This is a genomic window from Arthrobacter sp. NicSoilB11 (genome assembly GCF_019977375.1).
Classification (GTDB): Bacteria; Actinomycetota; Actinomycetes; order Actinomycetales; family Micrococcaceae; genus Arthrobacter.
In genome coordinates, this window is the sequence record NZ_AP024657.1 from 3,996,783 (window position 1) to 4,010,306 (window position 13,524).

At 67.2% G+C, this 13,524-nt stretch carries 12 protein-coding genes; 2 read left to right on the top strand and 10 right to left on the bottom strand.

The genetic code is table 11. The features are described 5' to 3' along the window. Nucleotides 1-39: 39 nt before the first annotated feature. Both LDO14_RS18665 and LDO14_RS18670 read right to left on the bottom strand, forming a co-directional pair. Complete coding sequence (locus tag LDO14_RS18665) at nucleotides 40-1,374, bottom strand: NAD(P)/FAD-dependent oxidoreductase (protein ID WP_223992882.1); 1,335 nt, start codon at nucleotides 1,372-1,374, stop codon at nucleotides 40-42. 8 nt (nucleotides 1,375-1,382) lie between these two features. After that, complete coding sequence (locus LDO14_RS18670; RefSeq protein WP_223992883.1) at nucleotides 1,383-1,727, bottom strand: cupin domain-containing protein; 345 nt, start codon at nucleotides 1,725-1,727, stop codon at nucleotides 1,383-1,385. A 168-nt stretch (nucleotides 1,728-1,895) separates the two neighbouring features. Between LDO14_RS18670 and LDO14_RS18675 the strand changes: the two genes are divergently transcribed. Further along, on the top strand, nucleotides 1,896-2,477 hold the full coding sequence (locus tag LDO14_RS18675) for a TetR/AcrR family transcriptional regulator (RefSeq protein ID WP_051081385.1): 582 nt from the start codon (nucleotides 1,896-1,898) through the stop codon (nucleotides 2,475-2,477). Between the two features lie 87 nt (nucleotides 2,478-2,564). Here the strand turns inward: LDO14_RS18675 and purU are convergent, their stop codons facing one another. The 7 genes from purU to glyA are packed head-to-tail and all read right to left on the bottom strand — an operon-like array spanning nucleotide 2,565 to nucleotide 11,420. Next, nucleotides 2,565-3,461: a formyltetrahydrofolate deformylase gene (gene purU, locus LDO14_RS18680; RefSeq protein ID WP_018770034.1), complete on the bottom strand. Its 897-nt coding sequence runs from the start codon at nucleotides 3,459-3,461 to the stop codon at nucleotides 2,565-2,567. A 3-nt stretch (nucleotides 3,462-3,464) separates the two neighbouring features. Continuing rightward, nucleotides 3,465-4,892: an L-serine ammonia-lyase gene (locus tag LDO14_RS18685; RefSeq protein ID WP_134165037.1), complete on the bottom strand. Its 1,428-nt coding sequence runs from the start codon at nucleotides 4,890-4,892 to the stop codon at nucleotides 3,465-3,467. Next, the gene (soxG, locus tag LDO14_RS18690; RefSeq protein WP_223992884.1) at nucleotides 4,892-5,530 is read right to left on the bottom strand and encodes a sarcosine oxidase subunit gamma family protein; all 639 of its coding nucleotides are present in this window, start codon (nucleotides 5,528-5,530) and stop codon (nucleotides 4,892-4,894) included. Before soxG ends, LDO14_RS18685 begins: the two co-directional genes overlap by 1 nt. After that, complete coding sequence (locus LDO14_RS18695) at nucleotides 5,523-8,465, bottom strand: sarcosine oxidase subunit alpha family protein (protein WP_223992885.1); 2,943 nt, start codon at nucleotides 8,463-8,465, stop codon at nucleotides 5,523-5,525. Before LDO14_RS18695 ends, soxG begins: the two co-directional genes overlap by 8 nt. Further along, nucleotides 8,462-8,833, bottom strand: a complete 372-nt coding sequence (locus tag LDO14_RS18700) for a sarcosine oxidase subunit delta (protein WP_018770030.1) — start codon at nucleotides 8,831-8,833, stop codon at nucleotides 8,462-8,464. Before LDO14_RS18700 ends, LDO14_RS18695 begins: the two co-directional genes overlap by 4 nt. A gap of 29 nt (nucleotides 8,834-8,862) precedes the next feature. Next, nucleotides 8,863-10,083 (bottom strand): sarcosine oxidase subunit beta family protein, encoded by a 1,221-nt coding sequence (locus LDO14_RS18705; RefSeq protein WP_018770029.1) that lies wholly within the window; start codon nucleotides 10,081-10,083, stop codon nucleotides 8,863-8,865. Next, complete coding sequence (gene glyA, locus LDO14_RS18710) at nucleotides 10,080-11,420, bottom strand: serine hydroxymethyltransferase (protein ID WP_018770028.1); 1,341 nt, start codon at nucleotides 11,418-11,420, stop codon at nucleotides 10,080-10,082. The genes LDO14_RS18705 and glyA overlap by 4 nt, the downstream gene beginning before the upstream one ends. 135 nt (nucleotides 11,421-11,555) lie before the next feature. Here glyA and LDO14_RS18715 point away from each other — a divergent pair, with 135 nt between their 5' ends. After that, entirely contained in the window at nucleotides 11,556-12,215 is a 660-nt protein-coding gene (locus LDO14_RS18715) for a GntR family transcriptional regulator (protein ID WP_082581758.1), read from the top strand. 20 nt (nucleotides 12,216-12,235) lie between these two features. Here the strand turns inward: LDO14_RS18715 and LDO14_RS18720 are convergent, their stop codons facing one another. Then, on the bottom strand, nucleotides 12,236-13,441 hold the full coding sequence (locus LDO14_RS18720) for an ROK family protein (protein WP_223992889.1): 1,206 nt from the start codon (nucleotides 13,439-13,441) through the stop codon (nucleotides 12,236-12,238). Nucleotides 13,442-13,524 lie beyond the last annotated feature (83 nt).

Sequence of the window (13,524 nt, forward strand, 5' to 3'; positions counted from 1 at the left end):
CCGCTGCTGCTTTGTCCACCAGCGATGAGTTGTTGTCCGTCAGCGCAGTGCCGGCCGGCCGCTGACAATCGATGCTGCTTCAAGCGCGGCCTCCATGCCGCTCTCGATGGCACCATCAATGAAGCCGCCCCAGCCGTTGGCGATGTCAGAGCCGGCAAAGAGTACGTTTCCGTGCCCCGCCTGCAGGGCGGCCAGGTGGTTGGCCAGGAAGCCTGTCCTGTGCATCGGCCATGTCTCCCCTGCCAGCGGATCCGCCACCCAGTCGTGGGTGGCCACATCCAGCACCTCAACGCCGGGCACCAGCCGGGACAGCTGAGCCTGCACTGCGGCGCTGTCAGCGGCGTCGATCTTCGACGCGTCCGGGCCGAAGCCGACGACGATCGTGTCGCCGTCGAGCGTGTATTCAGCCTGGAAGAAGTTCAACGGCCAGTCGGCGTTCCCCAGTGCGACAAAGGGTGCACGTTCGCCCCGGAGCCGGATCCATACCTTGACGCCTTTGGAGATCTGCCCGCGCCGGGCGCCGTCCGTTTTGGCCGGTGGCAGCGGCGGCTCGAACACGATTCCCGGGAGGACATGCATAGGCACCGTCACAATGGCCGTCTTTGCGGTCACCGTCCGGCCGCCGGTGCTGCGGACGGTCACGGAATGTCCGTCGTCGACGATCCCCGCTGCCGTGAAGCCGAAGTCCATGCCCGCCTGTGTGTCCTGGAGGATGGCGTTGGCCAGGGCCGCGGTTCCACCCTGGATCTTGTAGGTGGCGCAGGCTTCGAAGTTGACGGCCCAGTCACCGTTGGTCAGGGCCACCCAACGCAGCGCCTGGGTCAGGGCGGCGTCCTCCAGCGGACCATTGAAGTTCAATGCCCAGAACGATTCCAGGATGTCCCGCGCAGTCCCCGCGGGGAACTGCTCCCGGATCCGGTCCTGGACCGCGATGTGGTCGATCTCTTTGAAGTCATCGCTGGCCAACGGACTGAAGGGCTCGGGGAAGTAGCGGCGCGAGTCCTGGACGAACTGCGCATTGCAGGTGCCGATCAGTTCCAGAAGGTCGGCGGGGGCACCTGCCCGGCGGGCGCCGTCGGCCCACCAGAAGGCCTGCTGCGGCGCCGGGCTCGGAACCGTGCCGATGCCGTAGCGCTTCAGTTCGGCCCAAACGTAAGGCTGGGTCCAGTGCACCCACGTTCCGCCGATCTCAAGGTCCCGGCCCAGCCGGTGGTCCAGCCAGGTCCTGCCTCCTATGCGGGCCCGGGCTTCCACGATGTGCACGGACAACCCCTGCCGGTTCAGTTCCCGGGCAGCGGTCAGGCCGGCGAACCCGGCCCCCACGATAATGACGTCCAGGCCGTCGTTTTCCGCGGCGCTGCGTTCCTGATCCATGGGGCGGCCTAGGAGTAGACGAAGAATTCGACGGTGGGCGCCAGCACGGCCCAGCGTGTGCGTGCCCCTTTGTTGAAGGATGCGGCACCGCCGGCGGTGAGCTCATGCACATCCCCGCCCTCCACTTCGATGCGGAGGTGGCCCTCGATGATGTGGATGGTCTCGTCCGCCTCCATAACGAGATCGAAAGGCTCGGGCGCCTCTGTGGGGTCGACGTGCCAGTAGCCGCAGGCGAGGGCAGGCCGGCCGCCCTCGCCAAAGCGGCGGATCCACTGGACGCGGCCAAGTTCAAAGGGCTCATTCCTGGCGGGGTCAAAGGAGGACGAGGTCGTGAATGCAGTCGTTGTGGTCATAAGTGCTCCAAGGGAAGGGCCGGCTTGTTGCCGGGGCGGTCACCGGAAAACGGGACGGAAGAGGTTCGCCTGTGATGGGCATCACCCGATGGAAGCAATCTAAGCAATTGCTTAGTTTTAAGTCAATAGGGGATTTGAACCGGCCTGGTGCTGGCTAGACTCGTCGTCATGACTGCTTCAACTGCTCCCGCGGCGACTCCTGGGTACGGCAAAGGGCGTGAAGCCCTGCTGCGCGCCGCGGTGGACGTGGTGGCGCAAAAGGGCCTGCGCGGGCTTACCTACCGGGCAGTGGCGGAGGCCGCGGGCGTGAACAATTCCCTGGTGGCACACCACTTCGGGTCCCGGGATGCGCTGATTGCCGCCGCGCTGCAATGGGCTTCGGAGCAATCCATCGCCGCGTCCAGGTTGCGGGAGGCAGCGGAGCAGGAGGGAAGCTTCACCGAAGCACTGCTGGAGCTGCTGCTGGAGGATCCCGGACTGCAGGTATTCCAGTACGAGATGATCCTGGAAGCACGCCGGCGCCCCGAGTTGGCCGGCCCGGTGGCGGAACTGTACGAAAACTACGTCAACGCACTTGCCGAGGGGCTGCAGGCTTTTGGCGTCCAGGGCGACGTCCGCATCGTTGCCCGCACGCTCTTCGCGGCCCTGGACGGACTGGTGCTGCAGTACCTGGCCGGGGTTGGGCGGGACCAGATTGCCGCGGCCCTTGAGGAGGTACACCGGGTTGTGCTTTCGCGGCGGGAGGCGTGAGCGGCCGCCACCGCCCGGGCACGCCAAAGCGCGGCCGGGCGCCCTTGGGGGCAGCCGGCCGCGCCGGTGATGTTTAGTTGTACCGGCCTACCGCAGCACCACGGTCCGGTTGCCCTGCAGCAGGACCCTGCCCTCGCAGTGCCATTTCACCGCGTTGGAGAGGGCCTTGCATTCCGTGTCGCGGCCGGCGGCCACCAGGTCCTCGGGCCCGTAGGTGTGGTCCACCTCCACCACCTGCTGGGCGATGATGGGTCCCTCGTCCAGTTCGGCGTTGACGTAGTGGGCGGTGGCGCCCACGGTCTTGACGCCGCGTGCATAGGCCTGGTGGTACGGCTTGGCGCCCTTGAAGCTGGGCAGGAACGAGTGGTGGATGTTGATGGCGCGGCCGTCCAGCTTCCGGGTCAGGTCGTCACTGAGCACCTGCATGTAGCGGGCCAGCACCACCAGTTCCACCTCCAGCCCATCAACCAGTTCCATGAGCCTGGCCTCGGCGTCGGGCTTGGTGTCAGCCGTGACCGGGATGTGGTGGAACGGGATGCCGTGCCACTCCACCAGGGCCTGGTGGTCACGGTGGTTGGACACCACCGCCACCACGTCAACGGGAAGTTCGCCGATGCGGGCCCGGAACAGCAGGTCGTTGAGGCAGTGCCCAAACTTGGACACCATGATCAGCACCCTGCGCTTTGAACCGTGGCGTTCAAGCTGCCACCGCATGCCGAACTTGTCCGCCACGGGAGCAAACGATTTCCGCAGGGTATCCAGCGTGGACTCGTCCCCCTCGGACACGAAGTGGACGCGCATGAAGAAGTGGCCCTCGGAGCGCTCACCGAACTGCTTGTTGTCGATGATGTCGCAGCCGTGTTCCAGCAGGAAGCCGGAGACGGCATGCACAATGCCGGGGCCCTCGGCGCAGTCGAGGGTCAGGACGTGTTCCACGGTGGTGGGCGCCTTCGGGGCGGGCATCCGGGTCTCAGTAACAGTCATGGCTCAGCACTCGATCACATTCACGGCGAGTCCTCCTCTGGAGGTTTCCTTGTACTTGGTTTTCATGTCGGCTCCGGTGTCGCGCATGGTCTTGATGGCCTTGTCCAGCGAGACCTTGTGGCTGCCGTCCCCGTGCAGGGCCAGGCGGGCTGCGTTGATCGCCTTCACGCTGGCGATCGCGTTCCGCTCGATGCAGGGGATCTGCACCAGGCCGCCCACCGGATCGCAGGTGAGGCCCAGGTTGTGCTCGATCCCCACCTCCGCGGCGTTCTCAACCTGGGCGGGCGTTCCGCCGAGCACTTCGCAGAGCCCGGCCGCCGCCATCGAACAGGCGGAGCCCACCTCCCCCTGGCAGCCCACTTCGGCACCGGAGATGGAGGCGTTCGTCTTGAACAGGATTCCGACGGCGGCAGCCGCCAGCAGGAAGCGGACCACGCCGTCGTCGTCTGCTCCCGGAACAAATTTCACGTAGTAGTGCAGCACGGCAGGCACGATCCCGGCAGCGCCATTGGTGGGCGCGGTGACGATCCGCCCGCCGGCCGCATTCTCCTCATTGACGGCGAGCGCGAACAGGTTGACCCATTCCATCGCCAGCAGCGGGTCCGCCGGCGCCTGGACGGGCGACGGCGTTGCTGCCGCCGCCTTTGCGGACGCCTCCGCCGATGCTGCGGAGGCAGTCAGCGTGCGGAACAGCGCAGGTGCGCGCCGGGGTACCTTGAGGCCGCCCGGCAGGATGCCCTCGGCGTTGCAGCCGTTCTCCACGCATTCGCGCATCACGGCCCACAGGCCCAGCAGCTTCTCCCGCAGTTCGGCTTCGCTGTGCCAGGTGAGCTCATTGGCCAGCATGACGTCGGAGATGGACATGCCTTCGCGGCTGCAGATCTGCAGGAGCTCGTCCGCCGTGGAGAACGGGTAGGGCAGGACGGTGTCGTCCGCCACCACCTTGTCCGCGCCTTCCGCGTCGCCGTCCACCACGAACCCGCCGCCGATCGAGTAGAAGCTCCGCTCGCTCAGCACGGCTCCGGTGTGGTCGAAAGCCCGGAAGGTCATGCCGTTGGGGTGCGCGGGAAGGGACTTGCGGCGGTGGAGCACCACGTCCTCTTCCCAGTTGAAGTCCACGCGGTGCGAGCCGGCGACGTGCAGTTCAGCGTTGAGGGCCGCGGCCGCCACCTGGTCGTCCGCGGTGAACGTATCCACCGTTTCGGGTTCCAGGCCCTGCAGTCCCAGGACCACCGCCTTGTCGGAGCCGTGGCCGCGCCCCGTGGCGCCCAGGGAACCGAACAGTTCCGACTGGACGCGCACGGTGGATGCCAGCTGGCCGTCGCCCTTCAGGCCATCGGCGAAGAGCTTGGCCGCCCGCATCGGGCCCACCGTGTGTGATGACGAGGGCCCGATGCCAACAGAGAACAGGTCCAGGACGCTGAGCGCCATCAGGGGACCTCTGGCGAGGCGTACTCCCGCATGGCGTCCAGCAGCCACCGGCCCAGGAACTCGGCGAACGATGCCCGCGGGAAGATCCGGAAGGAGTCCTCACCGGTCTTCCACAGGATGGCGGGGATGTTGGCGATCTCCGTGGAGTAGGCGGTGCCCGCCTTGAACACCCGGGGGTGCAGGTCCAGCAAGCAGCCCTTTTCCAGGACCGCCCGGGCACGGGGGCCGGACAGTTCGAACGTGGTCCGGTTGGCGGACAGGTCCACCACCTGGCCCGCGCCGTCGCCCAGCGCGTCCCGGAGGGCGGGGATCAGGCCGCCGCCCAGGGACTCGTGTGCCTCGGTGGGTGCCACCACCAGGAATTCACCGGGTCCCAGCCAGAGGACCGAGGTGTCGCCGGAGCTGTCCACGGCGCCGACGCCGGCCGGCAGTCCGCCGGTGACGGCGGCCAGGCGCTGCGCGGTGTCCGATCCTGCCTGGGCCCGGAGACCCACCATGGTGAGGAAGGGCAGCTCCCTAAGTTCGACGGTGCCGGCCAGGGAGCCTGCCGCGAAGGCCTCCGCGAGCTGCCTGGCTGGGCTGACGCGGGCTGCGAGATTCTTGTCTGCGGCGGTGGGGGATGCTGCTGTTTCAGCCATCTTTACGGGTCCCTTCTGGGTCAAAAAGCACTGTTTCTGCAACAACTACGTCAACCAGCTGGTCGCCGGCGGCTGCCACCAGCGTTTCGCCGATGCGGTTGCGTCCGTTCTTGATCAGGGCCAGGCCGAACGACCGGCCCAGCGCTGCGCTGTGGTAGCTGGAGGTGACGAACCCTTCCATCGGCACGGGACCGTAGGCGGGGTTGGTCGAACGTCCCTTTTCCACGAGCTGGGTGCCTTCGGGCAGCCGCAGCGTGCCATCCACGGGGAGGACGCTGACCAGGTGCTTGCGGTCCTCACGCTGGGCGTCCGACCGGGTGTAGGAACGCTTGCCGATGAAGTCCTTCGCCTTGGAGACGATCCATTCCATGCCGGCATCCTGCGGAGTGACGGTGCCGTCGGTGTCCTGCCCGACGATCGGGTAGCCCTTCTCGGCGCGCAGCACGTGCATGGTTTCCGTGCCGTAGGGGGTGATGTTGAATTCAGCACCTGCGGCGGCCACGGCTTCCCAGGTGTTCAGTCCGTACCAGGCCGGCACGTTGATTTCGTAGGCCAGTTCACCGGAGAACGAAATCCGGCAGATCCGGGCCCGCACGCCGGAGGCAAGGATGGTTTCGCGGAAGGTCATGAACGGGAACGCCTCGGCCTCCAGGCCACCGTTGGCAGCCAGTTCCGGAGCCACCTTCGCGATGACTTCGCGGGACTTGGGTCCCACGACGGCGATGGTGCTCCACTGTTCCGTCACCGAGGTGCAGTGCACGTCCAGTTCGGGCCACTCGGTCTGCAGCCACTCCTCCAGCCAGTCCAGGACCTTCGCGGCGCCGCCGGTGGTGGTGGTCATGAAGTAGGTGTCGTCGTCCACGCGCAGGGTCACGCCGTCGTCGAAGATCATCCCGTCCGGCGTGCACATGACGCCGTAACGCGCCGAACCCGGGGCGAGCTTCTTGAACGCGTTGGTGTAGACCCGGTTCAGGAACTCCCCCGCGTCCTTGCCGCGGATCTCGATCTTGCCCAGGGTGGTGGCGTCCATGAAGCCCACGGATTCGCGGACGGCGGCGCACTCGCGGAGCACGGCAGCGTCCATGTCCTCCCCGCCCTGGGGGTAGTACCAGGGCCGCTTCCACTGTCCAACGTCCTCGAACAGTGCGCCCTTGGCGACGTGCCAGGGGTGGATGGAGGTGATGCGGGCGGGGTCGAACAGTTCACCGCGCTGGCGTCCGGCCAGTGCCGCGAAGGCCACCGGGGTGAACGGTGCACGGTAGGTGGTGGTGCCGATGTCGCCGATGCCGCGCGAGGCCTCGCCGGCCGTGCGGAGGGCCGCCGCGATCACGCCGATGGCGTTGACGCCGGAGGTCTTGCCCTGGTCGTTGGCGGTGCTGATGGAGGTGTACCGCTTGATGTGCTCCACGGAACGCATGCCGGCCCCGGTGGAGCGCAGCACATCAGCCACGGACTGGTCGCGCTGGAAGTCCACGAAGTGGTGGTGCCAGTCGTCGGGGGTGCCGTTCTCCCCCGGCACCAGCCAGAGCTGGCGCGTGGGGGCGGCGGCCTTGGGCTCAGCGAAAACGGAAGGCTCGACGGCGGATTCGAAGCCCGCGGCGATGGCGGCCCGCGCGCCGGCGGAGACGCCCTCGGCAAGGCAGTCGGCGGTGGCGAAGGAGCCGCGGCCGGAGCCGATGGTCTGCTGGTTGGGCACTTCGGTGCTGGGCACGAAGGCTGCCAGCTCGTCGTCCCAGCGCAGCTTGCCCTGCCGCTGCGAGTGCAGGTGGACCAGCGGGCTCCAGCCGCCGGACACCGCCAGCAGGTCGCAGGCGATCTGCTCGATGCCGGAGGTGAGCTCGCCGTCGTCGTTGATGCTGCGGACGGTGACGCCGTCCAGCCGGCCGGATGCGTCGGCAGAGGTGTTGGCCACCGCGCTGCCGATCAGCACCCGGATTCCGGATTCGACGGCGGCAGTTGCCACGGCGGTCAGCGCAGGGCGGGCGTCCACCACCGCGGCAACCTTGACGCCGGCGGCGGCGAGATCGGCTGCGGCGGCGTAGGCACTGTCGTTGGTGGTGCTGATGACCACGCGCTTCCCGGCGGCCACGCCGTACCGGTTGAGGTAGGTGCGGACGGCCGATGCCAGCATGATGCCGGGGCGGTCGTTGTTCTCGAACACCAGGGGACGTTCGTGGGCGCCGGGCGCCAGGACCACCTGGTTGGCACGGATGTGCCAAATCCGCTGGCGTGACACACCGGGAGCCGCGGGGCTGCCCAGGTGATCGGTGCGGTTCTGGACGGCGATGACGTAGTTGGCGTCGTAGGCGCCGAACGCGGTGGTGCGGTTCAGCACGGTGGATTCCGCGCCGGACACCAGCTCGGCTTCGACGTCGGCCACCCATTCCAGGGCGGGCTTGCCCTCGATGGTCTCTGCCACGCCCGGGGCCGTGGAGCCGGAGAGCAGGGAGCCGCCGAGCTCGGGCTGGTCGTCCAGGAGCATCACGCGGGCACCGCTGCGGACTGCCTCGCGGGCCGCGGCCAGGCCGGCAGGGCCGCCGCCGATGACCAGGATGTCGGTGTGGACGTACTTCTTGTCGTACTCGGCGCGGTCATCTTCCGGATCCAGCTTGCCCAGGCCGTTCAGCAGGGTGGCCTGCAGCCCGTCCACCAGCGAGACGGTGGTGGCAGGGAGCATGGACTCGGCGACGTGGCCGGGGAACCGGGCCTCCACGCGGACCAGGGCGTTGGCTTCCTCGACGCCGGCGGACATGATGCCGCGGGGGCGGTCCTCGTAGAGCGAGTTGCCTGCGGCGATGTGGCCGTTGGCCAGCAGCGCCGAGGCCAGGGTGTCGCCGGGGTGCCCGGTGAACTCCTCGCCGTCAACGGTGAAGCGCCAGGAAATGGTGCGGTCGATGCGGCCGCCGGTTGCCAGGCGGGCGTTCTGGGAAGTCACTTGGTCGCTCCTTCCGGGGCGGTGCTGGGGCTGAGGGGGGTGGTGCTCGCCGGGCCGGTGCTTGCGGTGCCGGTATCGGCTGCAGGCGGGACGGGCGCGGCCGGCCGCGGCACGCCCATCGGGTACACGGCCTGGATGTCGTAGCTCACGGTGTCGCGGAGCATGTTGAACCACTGGCGGCAGCCGGTGCTGTGGACCCAGCGTTCGGCGAAGATGCCCTTGGGGTTCTCGCGGTAGAAGAGGTAGCGGGACCATTCGGTGTCGCTCAGCTCGTACGGGTTCTCCGGGTACGGAACGTGGGCCTGGCCACCGTAGTGGAATTCGGTTTCGTCCCGCGGGCCGCAGTTGGGGCATGGGATCAGCAGCATGTGCGTTAGTCCTTTTCTGGTGGCGGCGGCTAGTGGGCCACGGCGGCGGCGCCGTGTTCGTCGATGAGGGCGCCGGTTTCGAAGCGCTCCAGCGAGAACGGCTTGTTCAGTGCGTGCGGGGCGCCGGTGGCGATGGTGTGCGCGAAGGTCAGGCCGGCGGCGGGCGTGCCCTTGAACCCGCCGGTACCCCAGCCGCAGTTCACGAACATGTTCTCCACCGGGGTCAGGCCCACGATCGGGGAAGCGTCCAGGGTGGTGTCCACGATCCCGCCCCAGGTCCGGAGCACGTGGGCCCGGGCGAAGATGGGGAAGAGCTCGACGGCGGCCGCCATCTGCTGCTCGATGACGTGGAAGGAGCCGCGCTGGCCGTAGCCGTTGTAGGAGTCGACGCCGGCGCCCATGACCAGTTCGCCCTTGTGGGCCTGGGAGACGTAGACGTGGACGTGGTTGGACATGACCACCGTGGGGTGGACGGGCTCGTGCAGTTCGGACACCAGCGCCTGCAGCGGGTGGGACTGGATGGGCAGCTGGAAGCCGGCCATTTCGGCCAGGACCGAGCTGTGGCCTGCGGCGCAGAGGCCCACCTTTTCGGTGTTGATGGTGCCGCGGTTGGTCTTGACGCCCACCACGCGGTCCCCCTCCTTCAGGAAGCCGGTCACCTCGCAGTTCTGGATGATGTCAACGCCCATTTCGTCGCATTTGCGGGCGAAGGCCCAGGCCACGTGGTCGTGCTTGGCGATGCCGGCGCGCGGCTGGTAGGTGGCGCCCATGACGGGGTAGCGGATGTTGTCGCGGATGTTCAGGATGGGGCAGAGTTCCTTGACCTGCTGCGGGTCCAGCCATTCGGCGTCCACGCCGTTGAGCTTGTTGGCGCCCACGCGGCGGATGCTTTCGCGGACGTCGCCCAGGGTGTGGGCCAGGTTCATCACGCCGCGCTGGCTGAACAGGAAGTCGTACTCGAGTTCCTCGGGCAGGATCTCCCAGAGCTTGAGGGCGTGCTCGTAGATGGCCGCACTCTCATCCCAGAGGTAGTTGGAGCGGATGATGGTGGTGTTGCGGGCCATGTTGCCGCCGGCCAGCCAGCCTTTTTCCAGGACGGCAATGTTGGTCATCCCGTGGTTCTTGGCCAGGAAGTAGGCGGTGGCCAGGCCGTGCCCGCCGCCGCCCACGATCACGGCGTCATAGGAGGACTTGGGTTCCGGGTTCCGCCAGAGGAAGTCCGGGTGCTCCGGAAGGTGCTGGGTGCTCACTGGGCGGCTCCAATCAGGTCTGCTTCAGCGTCGGCCAGGCCGGCGTCGGCGGTGAGGTGCGGGTAAAGGGGGAACTTTTCGGCCAGGGCCGTCACGCGTTCGCGGAGTTCGACGGCGGTGTCCCCGGGCAGGGTGCCCGTGCCGGCCGATGCAATCAGCGCGGAGGCGATGATGTCGGCCACTTCGGTGAACTCGGCGGCGCCGAATCCGCGGGCGGCCAGGGCGGGGGTGCCGATCCGGAGGCCGGAGGAAACCATCGGCGGGCGGGGATCGAACGGGACGGCGTTGCGGTTGACGGTGATGCCGATCTTGTGGAGGGCGTCTTCACCCTGCTGGCCGTCCAGTTCGGAGTGGCGCAGGTCCACCAGGACCAGGTGGACGTCGGTGCCGCCGTTGACCACGGAGATGCCTGCGGCCTGGACGTCCGGCTGGAGGAGTCGCTCTGCCAGCAGCTTTGCTCCCTGCAGGACGCGCTCCTGGCGTTCCTTGAATTCAGGAGCAGCGGCAAGCTTGAAGGCCACCGCCTTGGCGGCAACCACGTGCTCCAGCGGTCCGCCCTGCTGGCCGGGGAAAACGGCGCTGTTGATCTTCTTGGCGTATTCCTCCTTGGCGAGGATGACGCCGCCGCGGGGTCCGCCAAGGGTCTTGTGGGTGGTGGTGGTGACCACGTCGGCGTACGGGACGGGGTTGGGATGCAGGCCTGCAGCCACCAGGCCGGCGAAGTGGGCCATGTCCACCATGAGGTAGGCGCCCACGAGGTCGGCGATACGGCGGAATTCGGCGAAGTCCAGCTGGCGGGAGTAGGCGGACCAGCCGGCCACGATCAGTTTGGGCTTGTGTTCCAGGGCCAGCGCTTCCACCTCGGCCATGTCCACGCGGAGGTCTGATTCGCGGACGTGGTAGGGGACCACGTTGTAGAGCTTGCCGGAGAAGTTAATCTTCATCCCGTGGGTCAGGTGGCCGCCGTGGGCCAGGGAGAGGCCAAGGATGGTGTCACCCGGGTTCAGCAGGGCGAACATGGCGGCGGCGTTGGCTTGCGCGCCGGAGTGCGGCTGGACGTTGGCGAATTCGGCGCCGAAGAGGGCTTTGACGCGGTCGATGGCGAGCTGTTCAATGACGTCCACGTGCTCGCAGCCGCCGTAGTAGCGCTTGCCCGGGTAGCCTTCGGCGTACTTGTTGGTCAGGACCGAGCCCTGGGCTTCCATCACGGCTGACGGAGCGAAGTTCTCCGACGCGATCATTTCAAGGGTGGACTGCTGGCGGTGCAGTTCCCGCGCCACAGCGGCGGCGACGTCGGCGTCAACCGTGGCGAGCGAGGCGTTCAGTACATCCTGCATGGTTCTCCTTCTGGGGCCCTTCGGAGTTACTGATCCATAACTGATCTGTAACTGATATATTAGAACTGACGTAATAGTATGTTGTAGATCACGCGGCAGTCAATAGCTACCTTGGGAGAGCTCGGAATGAGCGTAATGACAGAGAACCAGCTGGCCGGAGAAGGCGACCTCTCGCTCGCCGAGCAGGCCTACCGGCACCTCCGGGACCGGCTCATCATGCTCGACATCCGGCCGGGTGAGGCCATCAACGACGGCAAGCTCGCCGCCGAGCTCGGGATCGGCCGCACGCCGGTCCGGGAAGCGCTCAAGCGCCTGGAAGGTGACCACCTCGTCGTGTCGTACCCCCGCCGTGGAACGTTCGCCACCGTCGTCGACATCACCGAACTCGCGGACGTCTCCGAACTCCGGGAGTCATTGGAACCCCTGGCAGCCCGCCGGGCCGCCAAGCTGGCAACCCCTGCCCTGCGCAAGGAAATACGGGAAACCGCGGCGGCAATTGCCAGGATGGGGGCGGATGACGATCCCTATGACCTCATGCGGTATGACATCAAGGTCCACCGCCTCATCTACCGGGCCGCCGCCAACACCCACCTCGAGGACGTGCTGATCCGTTACGACAACCTGGCCACCCGCATTTGGTGCATGGTGCTGGAAAAGGTGCCGTCAGTGGCGGAGCACATCGCCGAACACGTGGAACTGCTGGAGGCAGTGGCCGACGGCGACTCGGACCGGGCGGGCAAGCTGGCCCTTGAGCACGTGACCAGTTTCGAGCAGGCCATCCGCAGCGTGCTTTAGGCTGTCCGCCCGCCCGCCTTTCAGGAACGGGGCGCCCGCGGAATGAACGCTGAGGGTTCACGCCTGATCCGCATCAGCGCCGACTCAATGGCACCCCGGACTACGGATTCCGCCCCGAGAGTGCTCGCAACCAGATCCGGCAGCGGCAGGCCGGAATCCGTGGGCAGCAGGCTGCGGGCGTGCTCCAGGACCGGTTCGATGGCGCGTGAGATCGCACCGGCGATGACCACCCGCTCAATGTCAAGAAGGCTGGAGAGCACCACAGCGATTCGCGCCAGCCGCACCCCGAGCCTGGCGATGATGTCCTGTGCCAGCGGGTCTCCCGCGCGGGCCGCCTGGAAGACATCTTCGGCGTTGATGTCCTCCTCGGGTATTTGCCGCAGCACCGTCTCGCCATCGTAGGAATGGACGCGGGCACGCGCCCACTTCCGCGCAAGTGCTCCGAACCCGTCCGAGCTCCCCTCATCCGGCACGAACTTGCTGTCCAGCTCATCCAGGAACCGCATCTCCCCCGCGCCCCCCTGGCGACCCCGCAGCAGGCGCCCATCGACAATCAGGCCGGCACCAAACCGCTCACCCGACAGCAAGGTGGCCACGTTGGCTGACGGCTCCTGTGCCTGCTCCGCGATGGCGGCGAGATTGGCGTCATTTTCGACGATGACAGTGCCCCAAAGGTGCCCTGCGAAGCCGGAATTCATCAACTGCCAGAATTCTCCTCCGGCGGGAGACGCGCCGTTCGCGTCAATGGGCGCCGGGACGCCGACGGCCGTGAGCAGGACATCCTCCGGGGTGCATGAAACATCCTCAAGGGCCAGGCGGATCAGCTCCCGTGCATTCGCCACGCGGCCGGCGCGTTCCAGCGCGTGCGAATCAATGCTTTGGCGGCGCTTGCCCAGCTCGCGGCCGCGCAGGTCGGCAACGATGGTTGTGAAGTAGCCCTCCCCGGCATCCAGGCCCACAACCACACCCGCAGCTTCGCGCAGCTGGTACTGCCGCGCCGGCCTGCCCTTGAGCCTGCCGGCCTCGGTACGGGCGTCAGTCAATTCCTCCAGCCAGCCCGCATCAACCAGGCCGTCACAAACCCCGAGCACCGTGGCGCGGGTAAGCCCGGTGGCAGCCATGGCTTCTCCGGCAGTAAACACCTGTTCCTGGAGGGCGAAGCGCAACAGCGCCTCCGAGTTGATCTGCCGTAACAGTTGTGTCGAGCTCGCCGTATTTCCGTCCACCCCTTGACGATAGCCCCTGCGTCCCCCATCCTCATATAGGTCCTAAATATAAGACCCATATAAACTATCCGAGAGTCCAAGAG

What these genes read in the sequence shown, in the direction of transcription:
- LDO14_RS18665 (WP_223992882.1), bottom strand. Translation starts at nt 1,374, where the DNA reads ATGGATCAGGAACGCAGCGCCGCGGAAAACGACGGCCTGGACGTCATT.
- LDO14_RS18670 (WP_223992883.1), bottom strand. Translation starts at nt 1,727, where the DNA reads ATGACCACAACGACTGCATTCACGACCTCGTCCTCCTTTGACCCCGCC.
- LDO14_RS18675 (WP_051081385.1), top strand. Translation starts at nt 1,896, where the DNA reads ATGACTGCTTCAACTGCTCCCGCGGCGACTCCTGGGTACGGCAAAGGG.
- purU (WP_018770034.1), bottom strand. Translation starts at nt 3,461, where the DNA reads ATGACTGTTACTGAGACCCGGATGCCCGCCCCGAAGGCGCCCACCACC.
- LDO14_RS18685 (WP_134165037.1), bottom strand. Translation starts at nt 4,892, where the DNA reads ATGGCGCTCAGCGTCCTGGACCTGTTCTCTGTTGGCATCGGGCCCTCG.
- soxG (WP_223992884.1), bottom strand. Translation starts at nt 5,530, where the DNA reads ATGGCTGAAACAGCAGCATCCCCCACCGCCGCAGACAAGAATCTCGCA.
- LDO14_RS18700 (WP_018770030.1), bottom strand. Translation starts at nt 8,833, where the DNA reads ATGCTGCTGATCCCATGCCCCAACTGCGGCCCGCGGGACGAAACCGAA.
- glyA (WP_018770028.1), bottom strand. Translation starts at nt 11,420, where the DNA reads ATGCAGGATGTACTGAACGCCTCGCTCGCCACGGTTGACGCCGACGTC.
- LDO14_RS18715 (WP_082581758.1), top strand. Translation starts at nt 11,556, where the DNA reads ATGACAGAGAACCAGCTGGCCGGAGAAGGCGACCTCTCGCTCGCCGAG.